Here is a 26,981-nt window from a genome sequence, read left to right as displayed (position 1 = left end):
GCTTTCCGCCCCTGTTTCAGAAAACGCCCAACCTGAAGGAATACGCCATGAAAGGCTCTCGACCCGAACAAGCTGTCCTGTCCCGCGACACGGATATGAGTAAAACAGACGAAACCCGCGCCGTGATCGAAGGCATGGTGGATGGGCTGAACGACCACCGCATCGACGATATCGGCCAGTTCTTCGCCCAGTCCTTCCGCTGGATGGGCAACCAAGGCTGCGGCACCAAGAACGGCCTGAAGGAATTTCAGGACAATTGGCAGCGCCCGTTTCAGGCGGCGTTCAGCGACAAGACCTGCATCGATGAGGCACGTCTTTACATGGGGGAATGGGCGGCGGCGTTCGGCCGGCAAGAGGCAACCCATTCGGGCAGTTTCATGGGCGTTGCACCCACCGGCAAGCGTGTCGAAATCCGGTACATGGATTTCTGGAAAGTCGAAGACGGCAAGATCACCGACAATTGGGTGATGGTCGATTTTCCGCATGTTCTGGCGCAGCTGGGCGTCGACGTGTTCGGTGGCGAGGGCTGGGAAGCATATGACCGGGGTGAACGTGAGGCGCCCCGCCCGGAGGGAGGATAAAGATAATGGCAATCGCGTATCTCAAGACGAGCCGCTCTGAAACGGAGCGCGCTCAGGATGATGCCAAGGTCCGCAGCGTGGTAGAGACGACGCTGAAGGATATCGAGGCGCGCGGCGACGTGGCTGTGCGCGAGCTGAGCGAGAAATTCGACGGCTATGCGCGGGACAGCTACCGGCTGACCGAGGATGAAATCGCCCAGATCATCGCCAAGGTCGCGCCGCAGGACATGGCCGATATCCGCTTTGCCCATGAGCAGGTGGTGAACTTCGCGCGCGCGCAACGTGCAAGCATGACCGATATCGAGGTCGAAACGCTGCCCGGCGTCATTTTGGGGCACAAGAATATCCCCGTGCAATCAGTGGGTTGTTACGTGCCCGGCGGCAAGTTCCCGATGGTTGCCTCGGCGCATATGTCCGTGGCCACGGCGAAGGTGGCGGGGGTGCCCCGTATCATCGCCGCCACGCCGCCCTTCAAGGGGGAGCCGAACCCGGCGGTGATCGCTGCCATGCATATTGGCGGGGCGGATGAAATCTATGTGCTGGGCGGCATTCAGGCCGTTGGCGCGATGGCGATCGGAACCGAAAGCATCGACCCTGTGCATCTGCTGGTGGGGCCGGGCAACGCCTTTGTGGCCGAGGCCAAGCGCCAGCTTTACGGGCGCGTGGGGATCGACCTCTTTGCCGGGCCGACAGAGACGATGGTGATCGCCGATGACACGGTGGATGCCGAGATGTGCGCGACCGACCTTCTGGGGCAGGCCGAACATGGCTATAACTCGCCCGCCGTGCTGGTTACGAACTCGCGCAAGCTGGCAACGCAGACGCTGGAAGAAATCGACCGTATGCTCACCATTCTGCCAACTGCGGAAACCGCAGGTGCCAGTTGGCGCGATTACGGCGAGGTGATCCTGTGCGACAGCTATGACGAGATGCTGGACGTCGCCAATGAGATCGCGTCCGAACATGTGCAGGTCATGACGGATCGCGATGATTGGTTCCTTGATCACATGCGCAGCTATGGCGCGCTGTTCCTTGTGCCACGCACCAATGTGGCCAATGGGGACAAGGTGATCGGCACCAATCACACGCTGCCGACGAAAAAGGCGGGGCGCTATACCGGCGGGCTCTGGGTGGGCAAGTTCCTCAAGACCCACAGCTATCAGCGGGTGCTGACGGATGAGGCCGCGACGCAGATCGGTGCCTATGGCTCGCGCCTATGCATGCTTGAAGGGTTCGTGGGCCATGCAGAACAGTGCAATCTGCGGGTCCGGCGGTATGGCGGGGTCAATGTGCCCTACGGCGCGGCGGCACCACTTCTGGGAGAGGACGCATGAGCGATATTCACAGTGAAAACAAGGCGCTGATCGCGCCTCTTCGCGCAGCGCTTTACGATTTCGACATGGCCGAGTTGCGCCGGGTCATGGGCGAGATCTGCGCCCAGGATGCCCTGTTCCACCATTGCCATCCTTTTGGCGATGTGACCGGGCCAGAGGCGTTCATCGACCGCGTTTTCGTGCCGTTGCAAGCGGCTTGGCCGGACCTTGAGCGACGCGATTACATCGTGATGGCGGGGCCGGACGAGTTCGGCAATGATTGGGTCGGCTGCGGCGGGTACTATACCGGCGTTTTTGTCGGCCCGTGGCTGGATATTCCGCCCAGCGGCCATCAGGTCACGATGCGCTTTCACGAATTCTACCGCGTGGTGGATGGGAAAATCGTTGAGTTTCAAGCGCTTTGGGACATCCCCGAGGTGATGATGCAGGCTGGCGCATGGCCGATGGCCCCGTCGCTTGGGCGCGAATGGCATGTGCCGGGGCCCGCCACGCAAGACGGGATCATGACCGGGCCGCGCGATGCGGCGCGCTCGGACGCGACCTGCCGTCATATCATCGACATGCTGGACCATCTCAAGAAGCACCCCAGCCAGGGTGGGCCGGAAGTGATGGAGATGCCGCGTTTCTGGCACGAAAAGATGAACTGGTATGGCCCCTCGGGCATCGGCACCGGGCGCGGCATGGCGGGCTTCCGTCACTGGCACCAGATCCCGTTCCTGAACGGGATGCCTGATCGCGGCCAATATGTGGACGACATAACCTATCACTTCTTCGGCGACGGGGATTATGCCGCGGTTACCGGTTGGCCGAACATGATCCAGACCGTCACGCATGATGGCTGGATGGGCATCGCGCCGGCGGGCAAGAAAATCACCATGCGCAGCCTTGATTTCTGGCGGCTGGAGAACGGCAAGATCCGTGAAAACTGGGTGCTGGTCGATCTGCTGGATGCGTATCGGCAACTGGGCGTCGATGTCTTCGCGCGGCTGCGGGAATTCAACAAGGCGCGGGTGCCGGGGCGGGTCGATTGGCCGGGGCAGGACGAATGATGTCACTGCCGCGCACCCCGTCCTTTTCGCTTCAGGGCCGCACCGCTCTGGTCACGGGCGCGTCGTCCGGCATCGGGCAGGGCTGTGCCGTGGCCTTGGCCGAAGCCGGGGCGCATGTGGTGTGCGCAGCCCGCGGCGCCGAGAGTTTGGCCCAGACCGTCGACGCGATGCAGGCCGAGGGCTGGTCCGTCGAAGCCCTCGTTCTGGACCAGACCGATCTGGCAGCGCTCGACACTGCGATGCAGCGCCCCTTTGACGTGATCGTCAACTCTGCCGGGTTGGCACGTCACACCCCGGCGGTGGAAACGACGCCGGAAGACTATGACGCGGTCATGAGCGTCAATCTGCGCGCGGCCTACTTCCTGTCGGCATGGGGGGCGCGGGCGATGCAGGCGGCGGGCAAGTCCGGCTCCATCGTGCATATCTCGTCGCAGATGGGCCATGTGGGCGGGCCGGAACGCGCGGTCTACTGCGCCTCGAAACACGGGCTGGAAGGCATGGTCAAGGCGATGGCCGTGGAATGGGGGCCGCTGGGCATCCGCATCAACACGCTGGGGCCGACCTTCATCCGCACGCCGCTGGGCGCGCTCACGCTGAGCGATCCCGAAAAGCGGGCTTGGGTCGAATCCAAGATCAAGCTGGGCCGGGTGGGCGAGGTCGAGGATATCATGGGCGCGGTGCTCTACCTTGCCAGCGATGCCAGCGCACTTGTCACCGGCACGTCGCTGCTGGTCGACGGCGGTTGGACGGCGGAATGAACGGCAGGTGAGAATGGGGGCGCAATGGCGGAAAAGGTAACTTCCCTTCAGGTGGCCGAACGCGCGGGCGTCAGCCAGTCGGCGGTCAGCCGTGTGTTTACACCCGGCGCGTCCGCCTCCAAGGCGACGGCGGCAAAGGTGCGCAAGGCAGCGGCGGAACTGGGCTATCGGCCCAATGCGCTGGCGCGTGCGATGACCTCTGGCAAAAGCCGGATGATCGGGCTGGTGGTCGCTTATCTGGAGAATTACTTCTACCCCGAAGCGCTTGAAAAGCTGTCTAATGCGTTGCAGGCCGAAGGCTATCACGTGCTGATGTTCATGGCCTCGCAGACGGCTGGAAATATCGACGCTGTGATGGAAGAAATTCTTGATTACCAGGTGGATGGCATCGTCATGGCGTCGGTCGCAATGTCCTCGGACATCGCCCGTCGGTGCCAGCAGGCAGGTGTGCCAGTGGTGCTGTTCAACCGCACCCAGGACATAGAGGGGATTACCTCTGTCACCTCCGACAACCGGGCGGGTGGGCGCGCGGTGGCGGAGTTCCTCGTCGCCGGGGGGCATAGGCGCATCGCCCATATCGCAGGCTGGGAAGGCGCATCGACACAGCGCGACCGCGAGGCCGGGTTTCTGGACGGGTTGGCCGCGCATGGGCAGGCGCTTTACGCACGTGCCGTCGGCAATTTCGAATCCGAGACCGCCCGCGCGGCGGCCCGCGCCTTGTGCAGCGGGGCAGAGCGGCCCGACGCGATCTTTGTCGCCAATGACCACATGGCGATCATGGTGATCGACGTGCTGCGCTACGAACTCGGCATCGATGTGCCCGGCGAGGTTTCCGTCGTCGGCTATGATGATGTGCCGCCCGCGTCCTGGCCCGCCTACAATCTGACGACCGTGCGCCAGCGCGCCAACCTGATGGTCCGCCACACGGTCGATGCGCTGCTTGAGCAGATCGAAAACCCCGGCGCGCAGCCTCCGCGTGCCGCCATCGTTGACGCACCGCTGATCCTGCGCGGATCGGCGCGCATCCCGGATCACTGGCCTGCCACTGGGCCCGAAGGAGAAAGCACCTCATGAGCATGCAAGGGTTCGACCCCAAATTTGCCGATTTCCCTGATTACATCATCGGAATCACCAAGGAGATTTGGGAAGATCGCGGCATTGCCACGCTGCACGACTATTACGCGCCGCAGATCGTCGTGCGGTCGCCCGCCTCGGTGGTGGTCGGCAATGAAAAGGTGATCGGCGCCACGATGGCGACGCTGGCGGAATTTCCCGATCGCGAACTGCTGGGCGAGGATGTGATCTGGTCCGGCACGCCAGAGGCGGGGATGCTGTCTTCGCACCGGATCCTGTCGACCGCGACCCATGCCGCCGATGGTGTCTATGGCAAGGCCAGCGGCAAGAAGTTGCGGTATCGCATCCTTGCCGACTGCCACGCCAAGGACAACATGATCGACGATGAATGGCTGATCCGCGACCAGACCGCGATCGTGCGCCAATTGGGCTGGCAGGCAAAGGACTATGCCGCCAATCTGATCGAGGCAGAGGGCGGCCCGGATACTTGTGTGCGCCCGCTGACCCGGGCGACGGACCTTGACGGGCCGTATAAGGGGCGCGGCAATGACAATGAATGGGGCGCGCGCTATGCTGCAATCCTGACCCGCGTGATGGGGGCCGATATGGCAGCGATCCCCGGCGAATATGACCGCGCGGTGCAATCCGAATATCCGGGCGGCGAAACCGGCCATGGCTGGGGGCCGGTGGACCGGTTCTGGATGGGGCTGCGCGCGGCGATGCCGGACGCGGCCTTTACGATCCACCACCAGATTGGCCGCGACGATCCCTTGATGCCGCCCCGCGCCGCGCTGCGCTGGTCGCTGCATGGCACGCATTCGGGCTGGGGCATGTTCGGCGCGCCGACGGGGGCAGAGATTTACGTGCTGGGCATCTGCCACGCCGAATTCGGCAGCCTTGGCGTCGCCGCTCCGCGCATCCGGCGCGAGTATTGCCTGTTTGATGAAACCGCCGTGTGGAAGCAGATCTTGCTGGCACAGGCGGCGGGCTGAGTATGCGCCCCTTGCGGTGTGCCGGGGGCCTCTGGAAAGGAACTGAACATGAGCTCTTCTGACCTGCAATCGCGCATCGTGCGCTATGGTGATCTGAGGCCCTGCAAGACGGCCTTCATCGACGCGCATACACCCGGATCCGACCAGAAGGAGAACTTCACCATCATCGGTGGCGGCGTCTCTGAGAGCCCCGACCAGCATGTGCATATCCGTGACACGCCCGGTTTCAATATCGGCGCGGCAGGGCAGCCGCCAAAGTGCCGCAACTCGCTGCATAGTCATACCACGGCAGAGGTGTTCTTCGTCCTCAAGGGACGCTGGCGCTTCTTCTGGGGGCGGTGGGGCAGCGCGGGCGAGGTCGTGCTGGAAGAGGGCGATATCATCAACATTCCCACCGGCATTTTTCGCGGGTTCGAGAATGTCGGCACCGATTACGGTATGATCATGGCGGTTCTGGGCGGCGACGATGCCGGGGGCGGTGTCACATGGGCACCGCAGGTGATCGAAGAGGCGCAAGCTCATGGGCTGGTGCTGGGCGAAAACGGTGTGCTGTACGACACCAAGGCGGGACAGGCGCTGCCCGATGGCGTGGCCCCGATGCCGGTGCTAAGCGATGCGGAGCTGAGCGCGTTCCCCGAATTGCCCGTGCAGGACGTGGTGCGCGGCTATGTGGCGCGCTATCAGGATTTGATGGCCCTGTCGCGCGACATGCCCGCCAAGGTGATCGGGCCGGACGCGCTGCTGAAGGACCGTCCGGGGTTCGAGGTGTCGTTTTTGTCGCGCAACTCGCTCGACGCGGGGCCGATCACGCCGGACAAGCCCGTGGTGCTGATGCCGATGCGGGGCCACTGGCACCTGAAGACCGACGCGCTGGAAACCGTTCTCAACCCCGGCGATACCTGCCTGCTGAAACCGGGAGAAACGCATGTGCTGACCCCGTCCATGACAGGCGAGGCCAGCCTTTATCGCGTGACATCGACCGATGACCCCGCCGGGGCCACGTGGTCGCAAGGCTGAAACCGCAGGTGGCAGATCACTTTCCAGACCTCGCCGCGAAAACTCAGGCCATCTATGAGGCCGAGGCGGAGCGTTTCGATCAGGATCGCAGCCGGCGTCTGTTCGAAGCGCGCTGGCTGGTTCGGTTCAGCGATGGTCTGCCGCGCGGCGGGCAGGTGCTTGACCTGGGCTGCGGCTCGGGGGAGCCGATCTCGGCCTGGCTGATCGCTGAAGGGTTCGCGCTGACCGGCATGGATTTCGCCCCGGCCATGCTGGAGATCGCCCGGGCGCGATGGCCGCAGGCCGAATGGCTGCCGGGCGATATGCGCACGCTGGATCTGGCCAGCCGCTATGATGGGATCGTCGCGTGGAACAGCTTTTTCCATCTGACCCGCGATGAACAGCGCGCCTGCCTGCCGCGCCTTGCCCGTCACCTTGCGCCGGGCGGGCATCTGCTGGTCACAGTGGGCGACAGCGATGGGGAAACCACGGGCCGGGTGGGCGAGTTCGAGGTCTATCACGCCAGCCTCTCGCTGGCCGAATATGCCAGCATACTCGAAGCCAATGGCCTGCGTGTGACCGGGTTCATGGCGCGCGATCCGGACTGTACCGGCCATTCGGTTCTGCTGGCCCGCAAACTGGAGGAGACAACGCAATGACGATCAAGACAACACATGTGGGCAGTCTGCCCCGATCGCAGGAGGTCGTGGATTACATCTTTGCCCGCGAGCGGGGCGAACCCTTTGACCAGGGCGCCTTCGATGCCTGCATGGCCGCAGCTGTGCTGGAGACCGTGCGCAAGCAATGCGATGCCGGGATTGATATTGTCAGCGATGGCGAGACATCCAAGATTTCCTATGCCACCTATGTCAAGGATCGCTACACCGGCTTTGACGGCGACAGCCCACGCAACGCGCCTGCCGATCTGAAGATGTTTCCCAGCTTTCTCGAACGGCTGGCCAATGATGGTGGCACGCCGAAATATGCGCGCCCCAAATGCGTGGGGGAGGTCCGCTCCAAGGGGCAGGACGAGCTGGGCAAGGATATCGCCAATCTCAAGGCGGCGATGGATGCGTGCGGGGTGACACGTGGCTTCATGAATGCCGCCTCGCCGGGGGTGATCTCCTTGTTTTTGCAAAACGATTACTACCCGACCCGCGCGGCCTATCTGGCGGCTTTGGCGGATGCGATGAAGGCGGAATATGAGACGATCGTCGCCGCCGGGCTGGACCTGCAGCTTGACTGCCCCGATCTTGCGCTGTCGCGGCATATGCTGTTTGCGGACCTGTCCGATACGGAGTTTGTCAACATCGCCAACGCCCATGTAGAGGCGTTGAACCACGCGCTGTCCGATATCCCGCGCGAGAAAGTGCGCGTGCATATCTGCTGGGGCAATTACGAAGGGCCGCATTGCTGCGATATCGCCATGGACAAGGTATTCGCCACGCTGATGTCGGTCGATGCGCAGTATCTGCTGTTTGAAACCTCGAACCCGCGCCATGCCCATGAGTGGACCGTGTTCCGTGATCGCAAGGCCGAAATCCCACAGGACCGCGTGCTGGTGCCCGGCGTTGTCGATACGACCACCAATTTCATCGAACACCCTCAGCTTGTCGCGCAGAGGATCGAACGGTTTACCGACATCGTGGGGCAGGACCGCGTTATCGCGGGCAGCGATTGCGGGTTTGGCACCTTCGCGGGATTCGGGGCGGTGGACCCGGCGATTGCCTATGCCAAGCTGGCGGCGCTGGCCGAGGGCGCGGCGCTGGTGCGCGGCTAGGTGAACTTGCGGAACAGCTTGGTCCGGTCGAAGGCGGCTTCCAGACGGTCATTGCGCGCCTTCACCTCGTCCCACAGATGTTCCTGTACTGCCGCGACCATACATTCCACCAGCAGCATCAGGGACATCGACGAATCCCACGCCGACGGAACGGCGATGCGCCCGGCAAAACAATGTTGCGCGATCCGATGAATGGGGGAGCGCCAGGGATCGGTGAAAAGTGCGATCTGCGCGCCCTGTTCATGGGCCATCTGCGCCATCAGCAGCGTGTTGTTTTCATAGCGCCGAACATCGAAGGCAATCAGCAAATCACCTTCGGCAAGGTCCAGCATATGATGTGACCAAGACGCATCCAGCGGCACCAGCGTCACGCCGGGACGGATCATTTGCAGGTGCAGATACAGGTGCCGCGCCAAGGTGCCGGTGATCCGCCCGCCCGCGATATGTATCCGCCGCGCCGGGTCCGCGATCAGGGCGCAGACGGCGTCGAAATCCTCGGCCTCGATCTGGTCGATGGTGCCGCGCAGATTGTCCATCGCCGCCAGCGCATAGCGGGTCAGCACATGTTCCTGCGGCAGCCGCGTGCCGATCGTGTCATGCTTGGCCACGGGGCCAGAGATCATCTCCCCAAGCTCGGTGCGCAGTGCGGCCTGAAACGGCGCATAGCCGCTGAACCCAAGCTTTTGCACCATGCGCGCCACTGTCGGAGTGGAGACCTTCGCCTTTTCCGCCAGTTCCGTGATCGAACCCAGCCCGCTGACGGGGTAATTGTCGAGGATCACATCGGCCAGTTGCGTTTCAGCGCGAGTCATCTCGTCCCGCCGGGCCTGAATCTGCTCTGCAATGGTCATGTGCAATTCTTTACAGAAGGATCAAATCTGTTCAAGGATTTTCATAAATCGTCTTGACAGGGGGCGGGTGGCTGCCTCTAGGGTCGGGGCATGACGAAACTCGGGTGGGAAATCGAACCGGTCCATGTGGTGCCGGGCAAGGACGGGGCGGGCGTGCTGGTCGTGTGCGAACATGCAGCCAATGACATTCCGTCTGCATTGGGCGATCTGGGGCTGCCAGCGGAATTGCGCGATAGCCATATCGCCTGGGATCCGGGCGCGCTGGGCGTGGCCAAGGCGCTGGCGGGGCAGCTGGGCGCACCGCTGGTGCATGGCGGGATCTCGCGCTTGGTCTATGACTGCAATCGCCCACCGCAGGCGCGCGACGCGGTGCCAGAGAAAAGCGAAACCTTTGATATTCCGGGCAATCGCGAGCTGACCGAGGCCGCACGGCAAGACAGGGTCGACCGTGTCTACACGCCATTCCGCACCCGCCTTGCCGCGCAGATCGCGGATCAGCGCCCGCACTGCCTTATCACCATCCACAGCTTCACGCCGGTCTTTCGCGGCGTGGCCCGTCAGGTCGAAATCGGCCTTCTGCATGGTCGCGACGATCGGATCGCCCGCGCCATGATGGACACAGCGCCGCTGGGGCATGACATCCGCCTGAACGAACCCTACAGCGCTGCCGATGGTGTCGCGCATACGCTTGATCTGCACGGGGCAGAGAACGGCATCCCCAGCGTCATGATTGAAATCCGCAACGACCTGCTGACCGGCCCGGCGTCCGAAGCGGCGATGGCCGAGATGCTGGGCAAGTGGTTCGCGCGCGTGGAAGAGGTGACCGCATGATCGGGGTGATGCTGTCCTATGTTCGTGTGGTCGATGCGGTAAACCGGCGGGTCGGGCGGATCATGATGTATGGCCTGTTCGTCATGATGGCGATCTTGCTGTGGTCATCGATCTCGAAGACGTTCTTTCTGCCCTCTCTCTGGACGCTGGAAATGGCGCAGTTCGCAATGGTCGCCTATTACATGATCGGCGGGCCTTATGCGATCCAGATGGGGTCCAACGTTCGGATGGACCTGTTCTATAGCGGTTGGAGCGTGCGGCGCAAAGCGGCCATCGACGCCTTCACCGTGTTCTTCCTGATCTTCTATCTCGGCGTGCTGTTCTATGGCGGTCTGGGGTCCACGGCCTATTCGCTGGGCTATTGGGGCACAGAGCCGTTTTCCTTCTTCGGGGGGCTGCTGACCGGCAGCGAAGAGATCGGCCGGCTGGAGCGGTCTTCGACCGCGTGGCGGCCCTTTATCTGGCCGGTCAAGGCGCTGATGATCCTGGGAATTTTCCTGATGCTGCTTCAGGCTGTGGCCGAGTTTTTCAAAGATATTGCAAGGCTCGCGGGCCATGACATCCCGGAGGCCGCAATATGAGCCAGGAAAATATCGCACTGTTCATGTTCGCCACGATGCTGCTGCTGTTGCTGACGGGGCAGCGCGTCTTTGGCGCGATTGGCGCCGTGGCCTGTATTGCCGCGCTGGCGCTCTATGGGACCGGCGGGCAGGACATTCCCTTTGCGGCGGCGATGAAGCTGATGAAGTGGTATCCGCTGCTGACGCTGCCGATGTTCATTTTCATGGGCTATGTCCTCAGCGAAAGCGGTCTGGCGGACGATCTTTATGCCATGTTCCATGTCTGGTTCGGGCAGATGAATGGCGGCTTGGCGATCGGGACAATCGGGCTGATGGTGCTGATCTCTGCCATGAACGGGCTCAGCGTTGCGGGTATGGCCATCGGCGCGACCATTGCGCTGCCTGAATTGCTGCGGCGCGGGTATGACAAGCGCATGGTGACGGGCGTCATCCAGGCGGGATCGAGCCTTGGGATTCTGGTGCCGCCCTCGGTGGTGCTGGTGCTTTACGCGATGATCGCGCGCCAACCGGTGGGGCAATTGTGGCTGGCCGGGATCGTGCCAGGGCTGATGATGGCGGCAATGTTCGTGGTCTATATCTGGCTGCGCTGCCGTATCCAGCCAGAGCTTGGCCCCGCCTTGCCCGATGCGGGTGACGTGCCGCGCGCCGAGAAAATCCGCCTTCTTGGGGCGGGCGTGCTGCCGTTGCTGATTTTCGCTGCCATGATGGTGCCTTTCGTGAACGGGTGGACCTCGCTTGTCGAAAGCTCGGCCATCGGGGCGCTTACCGCCTTTTTCGCCGCCGTGGCGAAGGGGCGCATGTCGTGGAAGGTCTTTGAAACCTCGACCCGGCAGACCTTGGGGATTTCCTGCATGTTCATGTGGATCATCCTTGCGGCGCTGGGCTTTGGCGCGATTTTCGACGGGCTGGGCGCGGTGCGGGCGATTGACAGCCTCTTTACCGAACAGCTGGGCCTGAGCCCGTGGATGATCCTGATCCTGATGCAGCTGAGCTTCATCATCATGGGCACGTTTCTGGATGACACCGCCATGCTGGTGATTGTCGCCCCGCTATACGTGCCGCTGGTGGGCGCGCTGGGGTTCGACCTGATCTGGTATGGCGTGCTTTATACGATCACCACGCAGATCGCCTATATGACGCCGCCCTTCGGCTATAACCTGTTCCTGATGCGCGCCATGGCCCCGCCGGAGATCGGCCTGCGCGACATTTATGTTTCGATCATCCCCTTCGTGGGTGTGATGGTCGTGGCTCTGGTTATCCTGATGGCCTTCCCACAGATCGCCCTGTGGTTGCCCGATTACGTTTACGGAAAATGACGGAAAAGACCCCGGTCAACGGGGCTTGATTGACAAGGAGAGAGAGAAAATGACGACAAGACGTAATTTCCTGAAAACCACCGCGCTTGGTGCAGCCGCGACGCCGCTGGCGGCCCCGGCCATTGCGCAAAGCACGATCAAATGGCGGATGCAGACCTATGCCGGTCCGGCACTTGCGGCGCATGTGATCGACCCGGCGATTGAGATGTTCAACAAGATCGCGGGCGACCGGATGCAGATTGAACTGTTCTATGCCGACCAGCTTGTGCCCACGGGCGAACTGTTCCGCGCCATGCAGCGCGGCACGATCGATGCGGTGCAATCGGATGACGATTCCATGGCCTCGCCCACGGATGTTACCGTGTTCGGTGGGTATTTCCCCTTTGCGTCGCGCTATTCGCTCGATGTGCCGGTCCTGTTCAACCAATACGGCCTGAACGAGATCTGGGACGAGGAATATTCCGCCGTTGGGGTCAAACATATTTCTGCCGGGGCATGGGATCCGTGCCACTTCGCGACCAAGGACCCGATCCGCAGCCTTGCGGACCTCAAGGGCAAGCGCGTCTTCACCTTCCCGACCGCGGGCCGTTTCCTCAGCCAGTTTGGCGTGGTGCCGGTGACGCTGCCATGGGAGGACATCGAAGTCGCGGTGCAGACCGGGGAACTCGACGGGATCGCGTGGTCCGGTATCACCGAAGACTACACTGTCGGCTGGGCGGATGTGACCAACTACTTCCTGACGAACAACATCTCGGGCGCATGGGCCGGCTCGTTCTTCGCCAATATGGACCGCTGGAACGAATTGCCCGAAGACCTTCAGACGCTGTTCCGCGTGTGCTGTGACCAGTCGCATTACTATCGCCAATGGTGGTATTGGGGCGGTGAAGCCTCGCTGCGTGTGGATGGCACCAAGATGGAACTCACCACCATCCCCGACGCGGAATGGGCGCAGGTCGAAGAGGCCGCGATCAAGTTCTGGGATGAAATCGCTGCCGAAAGCCCGACCAAGGCGAAGGTGGTGGAGATCATCAAGAAGTACAACGCCGACATGCAGAAGGCGGGCCGTCCCTATCGCTACGGCTGATCTGCGCGGCAGAAGGGGGTGGGCGGCACCGCACGCCCCCGACCAGACAAGACTTGACCGGTCCCGCAAGGGGCCGGTCTCCGACTGATAACAGAGGAATACCGCGCAATGCCCACGCCCATGACTTTCGAGGATCTTAAATCCGCAACGGCCGAGGGTCGCATCGATACCGTTCTGGCCTGCATCGTGGACATGCAGGGGCGGCTGATGGGCAAACGCTTTGTGGCGCAGCACTTCGTCGATAGCGCGTGGGAAGAAACCCATTGCTGCGATTACCTGCTGGCCACCGATCTGGAAATGGCGACGCCCGATGGCTATGCGACGACCTCGTGGGAACAGGGCTATGGCGACTATGTGATGAAGCCGGATCTGGCGACGCTGCGCCCCGTGCCATGGCTGGAAGGCACCGCCATGGTGCTGTGCGACATTCTCGATCATCACACGCACGAGGAAATCTCGGTCAGTCCGCGCGCCATGCTGAAACGGCAGATGAGCCGCTGCGCCGCAATCGGCCTCACGCCGATCACCGCCACCGAACTGGAATTCTTTCTCTTTGCCAAAAGCTTTGAGGAACTGCGCAAGGGCGGCTACCGCGACATGCAGCCGATCAGCGCCTATAACGAAGATTACAACATCTTCCAGACCACCAAGGAAGAAGCGGTCCTGCGCCCGGTGCGCAACCACCTTTACGCGATGGGCGTGCCGGTCGAAGGCACCAAGGGCGAGGCCGAAGCGGGGCAGGAAGAGCTCAACATCCGCTATGCCGAAGCGCTGGCCTGCGCCGATCATCACACCTTGGCGAAACACGCGGTCAAGGAAATCGCGTGGCAGCAAGGGCATGCGGTGACGTTCCTGCCCAAATGGGACACGGCGCGGGTGGGCTCCTCCAGCCACGTGCACCTGTCGTTGTGGAAGGATGGCGAGAACGCGTTCTTCGACCCGGACGGCGCGCATGGCATGTCCACGCTGATGCAGCAATTCGTGGCCGGGCTGATCGCCCATGTCCCCGATTTCACGGTGTTTCTTGCGCCTTACGTCAACAGTTACAAACGCTTTGCCAAGGGCACTTTCGCCCCGACCAAGGCCGTCTGGTCCGTCGATAACCGCACGGCGGCCTTCCGCCTTGTGGGCGAGGGGACCAAGGCGGTACGGATCGAAACGCGCATCGGTGGCTCGGACATGAACCCCTATCTGGCGATTTCGGCCTTGCTGGCGGCGGGGCTGGCCGGTGTCGAGGCGGGGCTGGAACTGCCCGGTGCCCATTCCGGCGACGCCTATGACGCCAATGACGCGCCAAGCATCCCGTCGACCCTGCGCGGGGCCACCGAAACGCTGCGGACTTCGCGGATTATGCGTGATGAACTGGGCGATGACGTGGTCGATCACTACGTCCGCTGCGCCGAATGGGAGCAAGAGGAATTCGACCGCGCGGTGACCGACTGGGAAATCGCCCGCGGTTTCGAACGGGCATAAACCGGGCAGGAAAAATCGGGCGCGGGGCGCGCGCGGCGAGGAACGAAACGAAAGTGACGCAGGAAGAAAGAATGGGCCTTCTACAATGTATTTCTCCCATAGATGGGAGCGTTTTTGCCGAACGTGAGGCGCTGAGCCTTCCGGCGGCGCAGGCCGCGTGCGACCGGGCCAAGGCTGCGCAAAAGGCATGGTCCGCACGCCCGCTGGACGAGCGGATCGCCTTGGTGCGTGCCGGTGTCGCCAAGCTGGGCGAGATGGGCGACGAGGTCGTGACCGAACTGACGCAGATGATGGGGCGTCCCGTGCGCTATGGCGGGGAATTCGGCGGCGTGAACGAGCGGGCCTCTTACATGGCGGACATCGCGCCCAAGGCGCTGGCCCCGTTGGTGATCGAAGACAGCGACAGCTTTGAACGGCGCATCCTGCGCGAGCCGCATGGCGTCGTTCTGGTCGTCTCGCCCTGGAACTACCCGTATATGACGGCCATCAATTCGGTGGCGCCGGCGCTGATCGCGGGCAATGCCGTCGTGCTGAAAGGCGCGACGCAGACCCTTTTGGCGGGCGAACGGCTGGCGCGCGCTTTCCATGCCGCTGGCGTTCCCGAAGACGTGTTCCAGAATGTCTATCTGACCCATGACGCGACCTCTGCGCTGATTGCGGAACGGCGCTTTGGCTTTGTTAACTTCACCGGGTCGGTCGGCGGCGGGCAGGCCATCGAACGGGCGGCAGCAGGCACGTTTACGGGGATCGGGCTGGAACTGGGCGGCAAAGATCCCGGCTATGTCATGGAAGACGCCGATATCGATGCGGCGGCAGAGACGCTGATCGACGGGGCGATGTTCAACTCCGGCCAGTGCTGCTGCGGGATCGAACGGATTTACGTCCACGAAAGCCGTTTTGACGCCTTCGTCGAAAAGGCGACCGAGATCGTCCGGGGCTATACGTTGGGCAATCCTCTTGATCCGGCGACCACGATTGGTCCGATGGCCCATCGCCGGTTCGCGGCCCTTGTGCGCGAACATATCGCCGACGCGGTGGACAAGGGCGCGCGCAAACTGATCGACGAAAGCGCCTTTGCCGATGATGGCGGCGCGTATCTTGCGCCGCAGATACTGACGGATGTCACCCACGACATGCGCGTCATGCGCGAGGAAAGCTTTGGCCCGGTGGTCGGGATCATGCCGGTCTCTGGCGACGAGGACGCCATTGCGCTGATGAATGACAGCGACTTTGGCCTGACTGCCGCGTTGTGGACCCAGGATGCCGCACGCGCCGCACGGATCGGGGCGCAGATCGAAACCGGCACGATTTTCATGAACCGCTGCGATTATCTTGACCCGGCGCTGTGCTGGACCGGCTGCAAGGATACCGGCCGGGGCGCATCGCTTTCCATGCTGGGCTATCAGGCCCTCACACGTCCGAAATCCTATCATTTGAGGAAATCCACATGAACTTGACGGGCAATTGGTCCTATCCCACCGCGATCCGGTTCGGCGCGGGGCGGATCAAGGAAATCGCAGAGGCATGCGCGGCGGCGGGTATCTCCAAGCCGCTTCTGGTGACGGATCGCGGGTTGGCCGGGCTGCCGATCACGCAAACCACGCTGGATCACCTTGAGGCAGCCGGTCTGGGCCGCGCGATCTATTCCGAGGTCGATCCGAACCCGACAGAGGCCAATCTGGGCGCAGGGGTCGAGGCGTTCCGCATGGGTGGCCATGACGGGGTGATCGCTTTTGGCGGCGGCTCTGGTCTGGATTTGGCGAAGATGGTCGCCTTCATGGCGGGGCAAACCCGCCCGGTCTGGGATTTCGAGGATATCGGCGATTGGTGGACCCGCGCCGATGCGGATGCCATCGCGCCCAATATCGCGGTGCCGACCACGGCGGGCACCGGGTCAGAGGTCGGGCGCGCGTCTGTCCTGACCAACTCGGCCACCCATGAAAAGAAGATCATCTTCCACCCGAAGGTGCTGCCCTCTGTCGTGATTGCGGACCCTGAACTGACGGTCGGCATGCCCAAGGCGATTACGGCGGGCACGGGGATGGACGCATTTGCGCATTGCTTCGAAGCGTTCTGTTCGCCGCATTATCACCCGATGAGCCAAGGCATCGCGCTGGAAGGGATGCGGCTGGTGAAAGAAAACCTGCCGCGCGCCTATGAGGTCGCGGACGATCTTGAGGCCCGCGCGCATATGATGTCGGCGGCGATGATGGGCGCGACGGCGTTCCAGAAGGGTTTGGGCGCAATCCATGCGATCAGCCATCCGATCGGGGCGCTTTACAACACCCATCACGGCACGACCAATGCGGTGGTGATGCAGGCGGTCTTGGACTTCAACCGCGACGCCATCGCGGACCGTCTGGCCATGGCCGGAGCCTATCTTGGGATCGAGGGCGGCTTTGACGGCTTCCGCGCGTTTGTCGGCGATCTGAACGCGACGCTGGGCATCCCGAAAAGCCTGGCCGAGATGGGCGTCACAGATCCGGACCGCGCCGCGATCCTTGAAGGCGCGCTCAAAGATCCAAGCTGTGGCGGCAACCCGGTGGAGATGACGCGCGAGAACACCGCGGACCTGATCGACGCCGTGACCTGACCGACGCGCTTCGGCGCGATCCGGGAACCAAATCCTTCGTGGGGCGTTTCGCATCCAGATGTGAAGCCATTCCACGGAGGATTTTATCCCATGACCAAGAAGCCCACGCTGACGTCGACATCCGGCGCCCCGTACCCCACGAACAAGACGTCCAAGACGGCAGGGGCGCGCGGTCAGCTTCTGGTCGAAGATCATCAATTGCTGGAAAAGCTGGCCCACCAGAACCGCGAGCGTATCCCCGAACGCGTTGTCCATGCGAAGGGGTGGGGCCTTCAGGGGACGTTCACCGTCACCAAGGACATCACCGAATATACCTGCGCCAAACTGTTCCAGGAGGTCGGCAAACAGACCGAAGTGCTGTCGCGCTGGTCCACCGTGGCGGGCGAACGCGGCGCAGCCGACGCGGAACGCGATGTGCGCGGCTTCAGCCTGAAATTCTATACCGAGGACGGCAATTGGGATATGGTGGGCAACAACACGCCCGTGTTCTTCATGCGCGACGCCTATAAATTCCCCGATTTCATCCGCACCCAAAAGCGCCACCCGATGACGAACATGCGCTCGCCCGAGGCGATGTTCGATTTCTGGGCCGGGGTGCCGGAAAGCGTCCACCAAGTCACCATCCTGATGTCCGATCGCGGCATCCCGCGCTCGCCCGCGCATATGAACGGCTATGGCTCTCACACGTTTTCGATGTGGAACAAGGATGGCGTGCGCCATTGGGTCAAGTTCCACTTCAAAACGCAGCAGGGGCATGACTGGCTTTCTGATGACAAGGCCGCCGAGATCATCGGCCAGACCCGCGAAAGCTATCAGGAAGAGCTGTGGAACATGGTGACACAGGGCAATTTCCCGAAATGGACCATGTATATTCAGGTGATGAAGGAAGAGGACGCGGACAAGACCGATTTCAACCCGTTCGATCTGACGAAAGTCTGGCCGCATGAGGATTTCCCGCTGATCGAGGTGGGCGAGTTGGTCATGGATACGATCCCGCAGAACTATTTCCAGATGGTCGAGAACGCGGCCTACAACGTGAACAACGTGGTGCCGGGAATTGGCTTCTCGCCCGACAAGATGTTGCAGGCGCGGATCTTCTCCTATGCCGATGCGCATCGCTATCGCCTTGGCACCCATTACGAAGCGCTGCCCGCCAACGCGCCCAAGAACGCCAATGTGCAGCACTATCACAAGGATGGTGCGATGCGGTTCTTCACCAACGACTTTGGCAATCCCGACGCGTATTACGAGCCGAACCAATATGACGGGCCGGTTGCGGACGAGACCGCCGCCGAGCCGCCGCTGCGGATCGATGCGGATGCGATCATCGCCCGGCATGAACAGGAAGAGGCGGAGATCGACTATGTTCAGCCGCGCGCCCTTTACCGGGACGTGATGAATGACGAGGAACGCGACCGCCTGCACAAGAACATGGCTGGCGGGATGGCCCCGGTGTCGGAGTCTGTGAAAGAGCGGTGGCTGGCAGTGCTGAAGAAGGTTCACCCCGATTACGAGGCGGGCGTGCGCAAGGCGCTGGAAGCCGGCAATCACGGTGATCCGTCGCTGCCCGTCACGGATGATACGCCGATCAAGGCCGCCGAGTAGCAGGCGCACACATATACGGAAAACGCGAAAGGGCGGCCCAAGAGCCGCCCTTTGTTGTACTGTATTTGTGCCCGGTCACTCGATCGTGGCGATCAGCTGCCAGCTGCCGTTTTCGATCTTGGACACGAAAATTTCCTTCGCCGCGACGTGGTCATCGGCGGACATCGAAACCGTGTTGCCCATGATCGGATCCGCGTAGTTCAGGCCTTCCATTGCCGCGATGAAGTTTTCACGGGTCAGGTCGGGACCGGCGGCTTCAAGTGCAGCCACCAAAAGCTCTGCGCCGGAATGGCCCAGCAATGCGCCGGTGCCCGGCAATGCGTCACCTGTGGCCGCGTTCCATTTCTGGACCCATTCGGCCAGTTCCGGCGTGTCTGCGATACGCACTTCGATGTCCTGCCAGCCCGCGCCCGCAAAGACGCCGTCAGTCACACCCTGCGCGGCCAGACCTTTGGCGACGACAGTGTGGAACCCGGCAGAGGACAGCACGAATTTGGTATCCATGCCCAGTTTGCGCGCGGTGGCGACGGCGTTGATGATCTGGCCGATGCCAAGCGCCATGCCGACCGTGTCGCAGCCTGCGCTTTTGACCTTGCCGAGCGCGCCGGTGAAGTCTGTCTCATCCGGTTTGTGGGAAATCGTCGGGCCGACTTCCATACCCAGATCGGCGGAAGCGTCGATCACCGCGCCCTCGATCTCCTTGCCGAAATCGGTCGGCAGGATCATGTTGCAGAACTTCTTCGTGCCTTCATTTTCGACCATGTGCTTGGCCGTTTCCTTCACCGCGTCATAGTAGGACGCCGTGCCCGCGAATTTCCACGGGGCAGGGGGATCGACCATCTGGCGCGCGGCTGTCAGCGGGTTGACGTTTGGCACGCCCTTGGGGCCCATCAGTTGGAACAGCGCGATGTTGTGCGGCGTACCAAGGTTCAGCAGCATCGCAAAGACGCCGTCGCGGTTGATCAGTTTGTTGCCCGCCTGAACGGCCTTGGGCACCTGATAGCCGTGGTCCTCTACGATATAGCTGATCTTGCGGCCATGGACGCCGCCATTGGCGTTGACCTCGTCGAAATACATCTGGGCCGCTTGCACCGCGGGCACCGAGAAGGGCGCGAAGATGCCGCTAAGGTCATGCGCGCCGCCAATCTTGATTTCGTCGTCGGAGACGCCGGGCGTGTCGGCATGTGCCGCCCCCGCGATCGCCATGGCCACACTTGCGGCCAGTGCCTTGAACAGTTTCATGAATTATCCTCCCTGATTATCCGAACCGTTGCTGGTGTCAGTACATGTCGTCAATAAGCGCCTTGTGGCGTTCGTTGACGAAGTTGCGCTTGAGTTTCATCGTTGGTGTCAGTTCCTCGTCCTCGGCGGTCAGCAGAATGTCGATCAGGCGGAAATCCTTGATCTGTTCCACTTGCGCGAAGGCCTTGTTGGTGTCGGCGACCACATCGCCGATCAACTCGCGCACTTCGGGCGCGCGGGTCAACGAAGCGAAGTCCGAGAACGGGATCTGCCGATCCTGCGCGAATTTCTCGACATTCTCCTGATCGATCATCACGAGGCATGTGAGGTATTTGCGCTTGTCGCCAATCACCACCGCGTCCGAGACATAGGGCGAGAACTTCAGACGGCTTTCGATCTCGGCCGGGGTGATGTTCTTGCCGCCCGCCGTGATGATGATGTCCTTGATCCGGCCCGTGATGGTCAGCGCACCGTCATTGCCGATACGCCCCACATCGCCGGTCTTGAGCCAGCCATCCTCGGTAAAGGTTTCGCGGGTCTTTTCAGGGTTATTCCAATAGCCGCCAAAGACGCAGCCGCCATGGACCTGAATTTCACCCTCGTCCGAAATCCGCACATCGACGCCGGGCAGGGTCTTGCCGACCGTGCCGATGAGGTTTTCTTCGCGGGTGTTCACCGTGGCCACGCCCGAGGTTTCGGTCATGCCGAAGCCTTCCATCAGGGGCACGCCCAGACCGCAGAACCAGCGGATCAGATCGGGCGAAATCGGGGCCGCGCCCGATCCCAGACGCCGCGCGCGAGACAGGCCCAACATGCGGCGCAGATTGGCCAGAACCAGCGCGTCGGCGGCCAGATGCGCAAGCCTCAGCCCTGCGCCGGGGGTCTTGCCCTCTTCCTTGAGGCTGGCAACCTTGAAGCCGGTGGCGATGGCCCAATCGAATGCCTTGCCGCCGAACCAGCCGGCCTCGGACCGAAGGATCATCAGGCGGCTGTGCATCTTTTCCCAGATACGCGGCACCCCGGTGAAGGTATGCGGGCTGACCTCTTGCAGGTTCTCGAACACGGTTTCCGGGCTTTCGGCGAAGTTCACCTTCGATCCGGCAAAGATCGGACCATCCACAGAAACCAGCCGTTCCAGCACGTGGCAAAGCGGCAGGAAGCATAGCTGTTCATCATCCTCGTGGAAGTCGAACATGTTCTCGCCCGCCTGCATCTGGAACATCATGTTCACATGCAGAATGACCGCGCCTTTCGGCGGGCCGGTCGTTCCCGAGGTATAGATGATCATACGCGGATCATCCGCCTTCACCGCGTTCAGCGCGTCTTCGAAGCGGGTGGGGTGGGTCTTTTCCTCGGCCGCGCCAAGGGCAAGGAAGTCGTCGAAGAACATCACGGCAGGGTCAGAGAACGTCGCCAGCCCGTCTTTATCCATGACGATCACATGCTTGATGCCGGGCATGTCCTTGCGCGCCGACAGCCACTTGTCGAGTTGCTCGTCATTTTCGACGAACAGAACGCTCGCACCGGAATCGGTGGCCAGATATGCCAGCTGCTCGGGGCTGTCGGTGGTGTAGACCCCGGTGGGCACCGCGCCGATCCCGGCGGCCCCCATATCGCAATAAAGCCATTCGCGGCGGTCCTCTGCGAGGATCAGCACAGGCTCTTTCGGTTGCACACCCAGTTTCAGCAGGCCAAGGCCGATACGCTTGCCGCCCTCATAGTAATCCGACCAGGAATATTCCTGCCAGATGCCCAGTTCCTTTTCCCGGTGCGCAACACGGCTGCCATATTTGCGGCAGCGATGCGCCCAGAGCTTCACGACCGTGTCACAGCCGTCGATGACAACGGGGTCCATCTTGATAGGGGTCATCTCCATGTCTTGCGCCTCTTCCAGCGTTTCTGGCCGCGCTCGTTCTCTTCGGTCTTGCCAAGGTAGAACTCTTGAATGTCGGCGGAATTTGCGAGGTCATCGGCATCGCCAGCCATCACGATGCGGCCCATTTCAAGCACATAGCCCTTATGGGCCGTCGCAAGCGCGATGTGGGCATTTTGTTCCACGATCAGCATTGTCACTTTCTGTTCGGCGTTCAGGCGCCGGATGATCCCGAAGATTTCCTGCGTCAGCAGCGGCGACAGCCCCAGCGACGGCTCGTCCAGAAGCATCAGCTCCGGCTTGGCCATCAGACCGCGCCCGATGGCCAGCATCTGCTGCTGCCCGCCGGACAAAAAGCCCGACGCCTGCTTGCGCCGCTCTTTGAGGATCGGGAAGTAGCTATAGACCATTTCCAGATCGTCCGACGCATCGTCCTTGCGGGTATAGGCGCCCAGTTTCAGGTTTTCTTCGATGGTGAGATAGGGAAAGACCTCGCGCCCTTCGGGGATCAAGGAAATACCCTGCCGCACGATCTTGTCGGGCTCCTGCCGGGAGATTTCCTTGCCCAGAAAGGAAATCGTGCCCTTTTCCGGGTCCATCAGGCCGCAGATGGTTTTCATCAGCGTTGTCTTGCCCGCGCCATTGGCCCCAAGGATGGTGACGATCTCGCCCCGGTTCACGTCGATGGACACGCCGCGCAGCGCCATGATCGCGCCGTAGAACGTCTCGACGTTGCGGACGGAAAGAACGGTATCGCTCATGCTGCGTCCTCCTCGGGGGTGCCCAGATATGCTGCCTGCACATGCGGGTCGGATTGCACCTCGGCAGGGGTGCCAAGCGCCAGCGGGCGCCCGTTATTCACGGCCAGAACGCGGTCCGCCACGGCACTGACCAGCTTCATGTCATGTTCCACCATCAGGACGGTCAGGCCCATGTCGCGGCGCATGTCTTCGATCCAGAAGGCCACTTCCTGGCTTTCCTCCACCGACAGGCCCGAGGCGGGTTCATCCAGCAGGATCAGCTTTGGCCCCATCGCCAGCGCCCGGCCGATTTCCACGACCTTGCGCACGCCATAGGGCAGGCCCGCGATCATCTTACCACGATAGGCTTCGAGTTCGAGAAACTCGATCACCTCTTCGACGCGCTTGCGATGCTCGCGTTCCTCGCGGCGCACCTTCGGCAGGAACAGGATGTCCTCGACGAAATTGGTGCTGCGATGCGTATGCCGACCCATCAGCAGGTTTTGCAGCACGGTGGAATGATCGAAGAGTTCGATATTCTGGAACGTGCGCGCAATCCCAAGGGGCGCGACCTTGTGCGAGGGCAGGCGGGTGATGTCGGTGCCGTCAAAGGTGATCTTGCCGCGCGTCATCGTGTAGATGCGCGAGATCAGGTTGAAGATCGTGGATTTGCCAGCGCCGTTCGGGCCGATAATGGCAAACACCTCGCCTTCATCCACTTCGAAGGACACGCCGTCCACGGCCTTGACCCCACCGAAATGCACCGCGATGTCTTCTGCTTTCAAAAGGCTCATTTCTGGCGCTCCGTCTTGAGGTAGGATTTCTGACGGCGGAACATGTCACGACGTGCCAGCGGGAAGATTTCCCACCAGACGCGCATCTTCAGCCAGCGCCCGTAGAGCCCGGCGGGTTCGTAGATGATGAACGTGATCAGGATCAGCGAGAAGATGATCGTGTCCAGACCGGGGATGGACCCCAGGTCGATGCCCGCCGTCGCGTTCAGCCCGTCCCGCAGGATGGCGATGATCTGCGGCATGGCGGTGATCAGGATCGCGCCAAGAAACGCGCCCTGAATGAAGCCAAGACCGCCAATCGTCACCACCAGCAGCAGGTTGATCGAGATGAAGATCGAGAAGAGTTCATAGTTGAAGAACCCGATGAAGTGACCCATCAGCGCGCCCGCCAGCCCGGTGACCGCACAGGACAGCCCGAAGGCCAGTGCGCGGGTGCGGGTGACGTCGATGCCAAGCGCACGTGCAGACACTTCGCTGTCACGTACCGCAAGGAAGGACCGCCCCGTGGACGACCGCATCAGGTTGGAATAGCCCAGCGTGACGAGAACCACGATGACAAGGCAGAGCCAGTAGAAGTTGCTCAGGTTCGCATAGCGGTCGAAGGACAGGCCGAAGATTTCGATGGTCGGCGCAAAAAGGCCACCGACGCCGCCGGTGATCGGCTCTGCGAGGATGATAATCTCTTCCACGATGACGAACACGGCAAGCGTCGCGATGGCCAGATAGATACCCGACAAGCGCACCGCCGGAATGGCGATCAGCGCACCGAACAGCCCCGCAGCCAGCCCCGCGACGGGGAAGGCGATCAGAAAGGGCCAGCCCGCATTCATCAGCGCCGCATCGGTATAGGCCCCGATGGCCAGAAACGCCGCATGTCCCAGGGAAACTTGCCCCGTATGCCCCACCAGCAGCATCAATCCCATGCCCGCAAGCGAGAAGATCAGCGTGTTGGCGACTTCGGCGAGGTAGTATTCGCTGACAATGAAGGGCAGCAGTGCCATGACGACGACCAGCGCAATTATCCAGAAACGGTTATTCCAGTGTTCGTGGAAGTCGATATCGGTATCGTAAGAGGTCTTGAAAGCAATCCGCATCGGCTCAGACCTTCTTGGCTTGCATTTGCGAGAACAGACCGCTGGGTTTGGTCACCAGCACCACCAGCATGATGATGTAGGGGGCCATTGCGGCGAATTCTCCGGGGGCGTAGCGCCCGGCGATGGGTTCCACGACGCCGATCAGCAGGCCGCCCAGAAGCGCACCGGGCAGCGAGCCCATGCCGCCGATCACGGCTGCGGCGAAGGCCTTGATGCCCAGAAGCCCGATATTGGGGTCGATCGCCCCCTTGGAGGCATACATGACACCAGCCACAGTCGCGACCGCGCCAGACAGGCCCCAGATCAGGCCGTTGACGCGCATCACCGGCACGCCGACGATATAGGCCGCCATCTGGTTCTGCGACGCGGCCTGTGCCGCCAGACCCACGCGGGTAAAGGCGAAGAAGGCCCAAAGCCCGATTGTCAGCACGGCAGTGACAAGGATCGTAACAAGGTCCGCGACGCCAAGGACAATTCCGCCCAGTTGCAGGTTCTTGCCCGTGAAGGGCGTTTCCAGCACCAGCGGCGTGTAGCCCCAGATCGACCCGGCGACAAAGCGCAGCACGAAGCCAAGCGCGATCGTCAGGATCACCAGCGCGAATTGCGGCTGACCAAAGATCTGCCGCACGACGACGCGCTCGATCCCCCAGCCAACGCCGCCCATCAGTACCATGGCAAGGATCACGGCCAGCCCGAAAGGCAGCCCCAATTGATCGCTGTTGCCAAGACCAAGCGCGATGAACGCGCCCAGCATCATCATGTCGCCCTGCGCGAAGTTAACCCCTTCGCTGGCCTTGTAGATTAGCACGAAGCCAAGCGCGACCAGTCCGTAAATACAGCCATTGGCGATACCGCCAAAGAGCAATTGCAAAAGCTCCATGAACCTCCCCTGGGGGCGCATGCGCCCCGCTTATTTCTCCCTTTGGAACCCGTGAGTCGGCTCTTGTTCTTGTTCTTGTGCCTAGGGTTCCCCTCGACTGAATGAGAGCGGAGCGGGCAAATTCAGTCAACCAAAAATCCCGTAATTTCAACTTGACGCAACGTCCTGAGATGCTGCGGTGCAGTGTGATTGACGACAACGAGGCCGCTGGACAGAGTAAGGCCGTGCTGACGCTTTGGGAGGAGATCATGGCCGAAACTGCCTATATATACGACGCGATCCGGACGCCGCGCTCCAAGGGGAAGGCCGACGGGACCTTGCATGAGGTCAAGCCGATCCATCTGGTCACCACCCTGCTGGAAGAGATGCAGCAGCGGCATGATCTGGATACGGGGCGAGTCGACGACGTGATGCTGGGCTGCGTCGCACCCGTGATGGAGCAGGGCGCGGTGCTTCCGAAGATTGCGCTGCAAAAGGCCGGTTGGGACGAAACCGTACCGGGCGCACAGCTCAACCGGTTCTGCGCCTCTGGGCTTGATACATTCAACACGGCGGCTGCCAAGATCGCCTCCGGCTGGGAGGACATGGTCTGCGCGGGCGGGTTCGAAAGCATGTCGCGCGTGCCGATGGGGGCCGATGGCGGCCCGTTTGCCGAAGATCCCGAAACCTCGCTGGATACGGGCTTTGTGCCGCAGGGCATCGGGGCCGACCTGATTGCCACCATTGAAGGCTGGAGCCGCGATGACGTGGATGCTTTTGCGCTGCAAAGCCAGCAGAAGGCGGCACATGCGCGGGATGCGGGCTGGTTTGACCGGTCGGTGGTGCCTGTGCGGGACGAAAACGGGATTGCGATCCTCGAACGGGACGATTTCATCAAGCCGGACACGGATATGCAGCGCCTTGGCGCGCTGAAGCCGTCCTTTGCCATGCCCGGGCAGATGGGGTTCGATGCGGTGGCGCTGGCGAAATACCCGAATGTCGCGCAGATCAACCATGTCCACACGCCGGGCAATTCCTCTGGGATTGTGGATGGCGCCTCGCTGATCCTGATGGGGAACGAGCAGGCCGGGAAAGATCAGGGGATTGATCCGCGTGGGCGTGTGCTGTCCATCGCGCTGACAGCGACCGATCCCACCATCATGCTGACCGGTCCGGGGCCAGCCTCGCAAAAGGCGCTGGCCAAGGCGGGGCTGACGATCGACGATATCGATCTGGTCGAGATCAACGAGGCTTTTGCCAGCGTTGCCCTGCGGTTGCAGCGCGACCTTGATGTGCCGGACGAAAAGCTGAACGTGGTCGGCGGCGCCATCGCGATGGGTCATCCGCTGGGTGCAACCGGGGGCTGCCTTGTCTCGACCATGCTGGACGAGCTGGAGCGCCGCAACCAAAAGCGCGCATTGATTTGCATGTGCGTGGGCGGCGGCATGGGCATCGCCAGCATCATCGAACGCCTGTAATCG

Annotated in this window: 25 protein-coding genes; 18 read left to right on the top strand and 7 right to left on the bottom strand. The window is 62.0% G+C overall.

Translation table 11 applies throughout. From position 1 onward, the window contains the following. Nucleotides 1–47: 47 nt before the first annotated feature. Genes E4Z66_RS05950 through E4Z66_RS05910 form a run of 9 tightly spaced genes read left to right on the top strand, consistent with a single transcriptional unit; the run spans nt 48 to nt 8,564 of the window. Nucleotides 48–581: an ester cyclase gene (locus E4Z66_RS05950; protein WP_136462016.1), complete on the top strand. Its 534-nt coding sequence runs from the start codon at nt 48–50 to the stop codon at nt 579–581. A 5-nt stretch (nt 582–586) separates the two neighbouring features. After that, a complete protein-coding gene (gene hisD / locus E4Z66_RS05945) occupies nt 587–1,915 on the top strand; it encodes a histidinol dehydrogenase (RefSeq protein ID WP_136462015.1) in 1,329 nt (442 codons plus the stop codon). Further along, on the top strand, nt 1,912–2,964 hold the full coding sequence (locus E4Z66_RS05940; RefSeq protein WP_136462014.1) for an ester cyclase: 1,053 nt from the start codon (nt 1,912–1,914) through the stop codon (nt 2,962–2,964). The genes hisD and E4Z66_RS05940 overlap by 4 nt, the downstream gene beginning before the upstream one ends. Beyond that, entirely contained in the window at nt 2,964–3,722 is a 759-nt protein-coding gene (locus E4Z66_RS05935; RefSeq protein ID WP_136462013.1) for an SDR family NAD(P)-dependent oxidoreductase, read from the top strand. The genes E4Z66_RS05940 and E4Z66_RS05935 overlap by 1 nt, the downstream gene beginning before the upstream one ends. A gap of 24 nt (nt 3,723–3,746) precedes the next feature. After that, a complete protein-coding gene (locus E4Z66_RS05930; RefSeq protein ID WP_136462012.1) occupies nt 3,747–4,796 on the top strand; it encodes a LacI family DNA-binding transcriptional regulator in 1,050 nt (349 codons plus the stop codon). Between the two features lie 2 nt (nt 4,797–4,798). Further along, on the top strand, nt 4,799–5,788 hold the full coding sequence (locus E4Z66_RS05925) for a nuclear transport factor 2 family protein (protein WP_136462146.1): 990 nt from the start codon (nt 4,799–4,801) through the stop codon (nt 5,786–5,788). A gap of 48 nt (nt 5,789–5,836) precedes the next feature. Next, nucleotides 5,837–6,805 (top strand): cupin domain-containing protein, encoded by a 969-nt coding sequence (locus E4Z66_RS05920; RefSeq protein WP_136462011.1) that lies wholly within the window; start codon nt 5,837–5,839, stop codon nt 6,803–6,805. 8 nt (nt 6,806–6,813) lie between these two features. Continuing rightward, the gene (locus E4Z66_RS05915) at nt 6,814–7,443 is read left to right on the top strand and encodes a class I SAM-dependent methyltransferase (protein WP_136462010.1); all 630 of its coding nucleotides are present in this window, start codon (nt 6,814–6,816) and stop codon (nt 7,441–7,443) included. After that, nucleotides 7,440–8,564: a cobalamin-independent methionine synthase II family protein gene (locus E4Z66_RS05910; protein WP_136462009.1), complete on the top strand. Its 1,125-nt coding sequence runs from the start codon at nt 7,440–7,442 to the stop codon at nt 8,562–8,564. Before E4Z66_RS05915 ends, E4Z66_RS05910 begins: the two co-directional genes overlap by 4 nt. Here E4Z66_RS05910 and E4Z66_RS05905 read toward each other — a convergent pair. Beyond that, nucleotides 8,561–9,415 (bottom strand): MurR/RpiR family transcriptional regulator, encoded by an 855-nt coding sequence (locus E4Z66_RS05905; RefSeq protein WP_136462008.1) that lies wholly within the window; start codon nt 9,413–9,415, stop codon nt 8,561–8,563. The two genes, E4Z66_RS05910 and E4Z66_RS05905, sit on opposite strands and share 4 nt — an antisense overlap. Before the next feature lie 90 nt (nt 9,416–9,505). Here E4Z66_RS05905 and E4Z66_RS05900 point away from each other — a divergent pair, with 90 nt between their 5' ends. The 8 genes from E4Z66_RS05900 (at nt 9,506) to E4Z66_RS05865 (ending at nt 18,898) form a co-directional block, all read left to right on the top strand. After that, nucleotides 9,506–10,246, top strand: coding sequence for an N-formylglutamate amidohydrolase (locus tag E4Z66_RS05900; protein ID WP_136462007.1), 741 nt, complete (start codon nt 9,506–9,508; stop codon nt 10,244–10,246). Beyond that, entirely contained in the window at nt 10,243–10,827 is a 585-nt protein-coding gene (locus tag E4Z66_RS05895; RefSeq protein WP_136462006.1) for a TRAP transporter small permease subunit, read from the top strand. Before E4Z66_RS05900 ends, E4Z66_RS05895 begins: the two co-directional genes overlap by 4 nt. Further along, nucleotides 10,824–12,143 carry a TRAP transporter large permease gene (locus E4Z66_RS05890; protein ID WP_136462005.1) on the top strand — a complete coding sequence of 440 codons (1,320 nt, stop codon included), beginning with the start codon at nt 10,824–10,826 and terminating at the stop codon, nt 12,141–12,143. The genes E4Z66_RS05895 and E4Z66_RS05890 overlap by 4 nt, the downstream gene beginning before the upstream one ends. 49 nt (nt 12,144–12,192) lie before the next feature. Continuing rightward, the gene (locus tag E4Z66_RS05885) at nt 12,193–13,227 is read left to right on the top strand and encodes a TRAP transporter substrate-binding protein (RefSeq protein WP_136462004.1); all 1,035 of its coding nucleotides are present in this window, start codon (nt 12,193–12,195) and stop codon (nt 13,225–13,227) included. A 108-nt stretch (nt 13,228–13,335) separates the two neighbouring features. Further along, a complete protein-coding gene (locus tag E4Z66_RS05880; RefSeq protein WP_136462003.1) occupies nt 13,336–14,700 on the top strand; it encodes a glutamine synthetase family protein in 1,365 nt (454 codons plus the stop codon). Nucleotides 14,701–14,771: 71 nt separating this feature from the next. After that, complete coding sequence (locus E4Z66_RS05875) at nt 14,772–16,151, top strand: aldehyde dehydrogenase family protein (RefSeq protein WP_136462002.1); 1,380 nt, start codon at nt 14,772–14,774, stop codon at nt 16,149–16,151. After that, nucleotides 16,148–17,293: an iron-containing alcohol dehydrogenase gene (locus tag E4Z66_RS05870; RefSeq protein WP_136462001.1), complete on the top strand. Its 1,146-nt coding sequence runs from the start codon at nt 16,148–16,150 to the stop codon at nt 17,291–17,293. Before E4Z66_RS05875 ends, E4Z66_RS05870 begins: the two co-directional genes overlap by 4 nt. Before the next feature lie 90 nt (nt 17,294–17,383). Next, nucleotides 17,384–18,898: a catalase gene (locus tag E4Z66_RS05865; RefSeq protein WP_136462000.1), complete on the top strand. Its 1,515-nt coding sequence runs from the start codon at nt 17,384–17,386 to the stop codon at nt 18,896–18,898. Between the two features lie 75 nt (nt 18,899–18,973). Here E4Z66_RS05865 and E4Z66_RS05860 read toward each other — a convergent pair whose 3' ends face one another. From E4Z66_RS05860 to E4Z66_RS05835, 6 genes are read right to left on the bottom strand one after another with little or no spacing between them, the layout of a single operon-like run. Then, nucleotides 18,974–20,140 carry an ABC transporter substrate-binding protein gene (locus tag E4Z66_RS05860; protein WP_136461999.1) on the bottom strand — a complete coding sequence of 389 codons (1,167 nt, stop codon included), beginning with the start codon at nt 20,138–20,140 and terminating at the stop codon, nt 18,974–18,976. 37 nt (nt 20,141–20,177) lie between these two features. Continuing rightward, complete coding sequence (locus E4Z66_RS05855; RefSeq protein WP_246035888.1) at nt 20,178–22,016, bottom strand: AMP-dependent synthetase/ligase; 1,839 nt, start codon at nt 22,014–22,016, stop codon at nt 20,178–20,180. Then, a complete protein-coding gene (locus tag E4Z66_RS05850) occupies nt 22,007–22,774 on the bottom strand; it encodes an ABC transporter ATP-binding protein (RefSeq protein WP_136461998.1) in 768 nt (255 codons plus the stop codon). Before E4Z66_RS05850 ends, E4Z66_RS05855 begins: the two co-directional genes overlap by 10 nt. After that, on the bottom strand, nt 22,771–23,547 hold the full coding sequence (locus tag E4Z66_RS05845) for an ABC transporter ATP-binding protein (RefSeq protein WP_136461997.1): 777 nt from the start codon (nt 23,545–23,547) through the stop codon (nt 22,771–22,773). Before E4Z66_RS05845 ends, E4Z66_RS05850 begins: the two co-directional genes overlap by 4 nt. Next, the gene (locus tag E4Z66_RS05840) at nt 23,544–24,641 is read right to left on the bottom strand and encodes a branched-chain amino acid ABC transporter permease (protein WP_136461996.1); all 1,098 of its coding nucleotides are present in this window, start codon (nt 24,639–24,641) and stop codon (nt 23,544–23,546) included. The genes E4Z66_RS05845 and E4Z66_RS05840 overlap by 4 nt, the downstream gene beginning before the upstream one ends. Before the next feature lie 4 nt (nt 24,642–24,645). Beyond that, a complete protein-coding gene (locus E4Z66_RS05835) occupies nt 24,646–25,521 on the bottom strand; it encodes a branched-chain amino acid ABC transporter permease (protein ID WP_136461995.1) in 876 nt (291 codons plus the stop codon). Nucleotides 25,522–25,769: 248 nt separating this feature from the next. Here E4Z66_RS05835 and E4Z66_RS05830 point away from each other — a divergent pair, with 248 nt between their 5' ends. Then, a complete protein-coding gene (locus tag E4Z66_RS05830) occupies nt 25,770–26,978 on the top strand; it encodes an acetyl-CoA C-acetyltransferase (protein ID WP_136462144.1) in 1,209 nt (402 codons plus the stop codon). Nucleotides 26,979–26,981: the final 3 nt, after the last annotated feature.

This window comes from Aliishimia ponticola (assembly GCF_004803475.1).
GTDB classification, from domain to species: Bacteria; Pseudomonadota; Alphaproteobacteria; order Rhodobacterales; family Rhodobacteraceae; genus Aliishimia; species Aliishimia ponticola.
Note: the sequence above shows the minus strand (reverse complement) of the source record. Positions and strands in the feature narration are given on the sequence as shown.

Coding starts and splice junctions, on each gene's coding strand:
- E4Z66_RS05950 (WP_136462016.1), top strand. CDS start 48: ATGAAAGGCTCTCGACCCGAACAAGCTGTCCTGTCCCGCGACACGGAT.
- hisD (WP_136462015.1), top strand. CDS start 587: ATGGCAATCGCGTATCTCAAGACGAGCCGCTCTGAAACGGAGCGCGCT.
- E4Z66_RS05940 (WP_136462014.1), top strand. CDS start 1,912: ATGAGCGATATTCACAGTGAAAACAAGGCGCTGATCGCGCCTCTTCGC.
- E4Z66_RS05935 (WP_136462013.1), top strand. CDS start 2,964: ATGTCACTGCCGCGCACCCCGTCCTTTTCGCTTCAGGGCCGCACCGCT.
- E4Z66_RS05930 (WP_136462012.1), top strand. CDS start 3,747: ATGGCGGAAAAGGTAACTTCCCTTCAGGTGGCCGAACGCGCGGGCGTC.
- E4Z66_RS05925 (WP_136462146.1), top strand. CDS start 4,799: ATGCAAGGGTTCGACCCCAAATTTGCCGATTTCCCTGATTACATCATC.
- E4Z66_RS05920 (WP_136462011.1), top strand. CDS start 5,837: ATGAGCTCTTCTGACCTGCAATCGCGCATCGTGCGCTATGGTGATCTG.
- E4Z66_RS05910 (WP_136462009.1), top strand. CDS start 7,440: ATGACGATCAAGACAACACATGTGGGCAGTCTGCCCCGATCGCAGGAG.
- E4Z66_RS05905 (WP_136462008.1), bottom strand. CDS start 9,415: ATGACCATTGCAGAGCAGATTCAGGCCCGGCGGGACGAGATGACTCGC.
- E4Z66_RS05900 (WP_136462007.1), top strand. CDS start 9,506: ATGACGAAACTCGGGTGGGAAATCGAACCGGTCCATGTGGTGCCGGGC.
- E4Z66_RS05895 (WP_136462006.1), top strand. CDS start 10,243: ATGATCGGGGTGATGCTGTCCTATGTTCGTGTGGTCGATGCGGTAAAC.
- E4Z66_RS05890 (WP_136462005.1), top strand. CDS start 10,824: ATGAGCCAGGAAAATATCGCACTGTTCATGTTCGCCACGATGCTGCTG.
- E4Z66_RS05885 (WP_136462004.1), top strand. CDS start 12,193: ATGACGACAAGACGTAATTTCCTGAAAACCACCGCGCTTGGTGCAGCC.
- E4Z66_RS05880 (WP_136462003.1), top strand. CDS start 13,336: ATGCCCACGCCCATGACTTTCGAGGATCTTAAATCCGCAACGGCCGAG.
- E4Z66_RS05875 (WP_136462002.1), top strand. CDS start 14,772: ATGGGCCTTCTACAATGTATTTCTCCCATAGATGGGAGCGTTTTTGCC.
- E4Z66_RS05870 (WP_136462001.1), top strand. CDS start 16,148: ATGAACTTGACGGGCAATTGGTCCTATCCCACCGCGATCCGGTTCGGC.
- E4Z66_RS05865 (WP_136462000.1), top strand. CDS start 17,384: ATGACCAAGAAGCCCACGCTGACGTCGACATCCGGCGCCCCGTACCCC.
- E4Z66_RS05860 (WP_136461999.1), bottom strand. CDS start 20,140: ATGAAACTGTTCAAGGCACTGGCCGCAAGTGTGGCCATGGCGATCGCG.
- E4Z66_RS05855 (WP_246035888.1), bottom strand. CDS start 22,016: ATGGAGATGACCCCTATCAAGATGGACCCCGTTGTCATCGACGGCTGT.
- E4Z66_RS05850 (WP_136461998.1), bottom strand. CDS start 22,774: ATGAGCGATACCGTTCTTTCCGTCCGCAACGTCGAGACGTTCTACGGC.
- E4Z66_RS05845 (WP_136461997.1), bottom strand. CDS start 23,547: ATGAGCCTTTTGAAAGCAGAAGACATCGCGGTGCATTTCGGTGGGGTC.
- E4Z66_RS05840 (WP_136461996.1), bottom strand. CDS start 24,641: ATGCGGATTGCTTTCAAGACCTCTTACGATACCGATATCGACTTCCAC.
- E4Z66_RS05835 (WP_136461995.1), bottom strand. CDS start 25,521: ATGGAGCTTTTGCAATTGCTCTTTGGCGGTATCGCCAATGGCTGTATT.
- E4Z66_RS05830 (WP_136462144.1), top strand. CDS start 25,770: ATGGCCGAAACTGCCTATATATACGACGCGATCCGGACGCCGCGCTCC.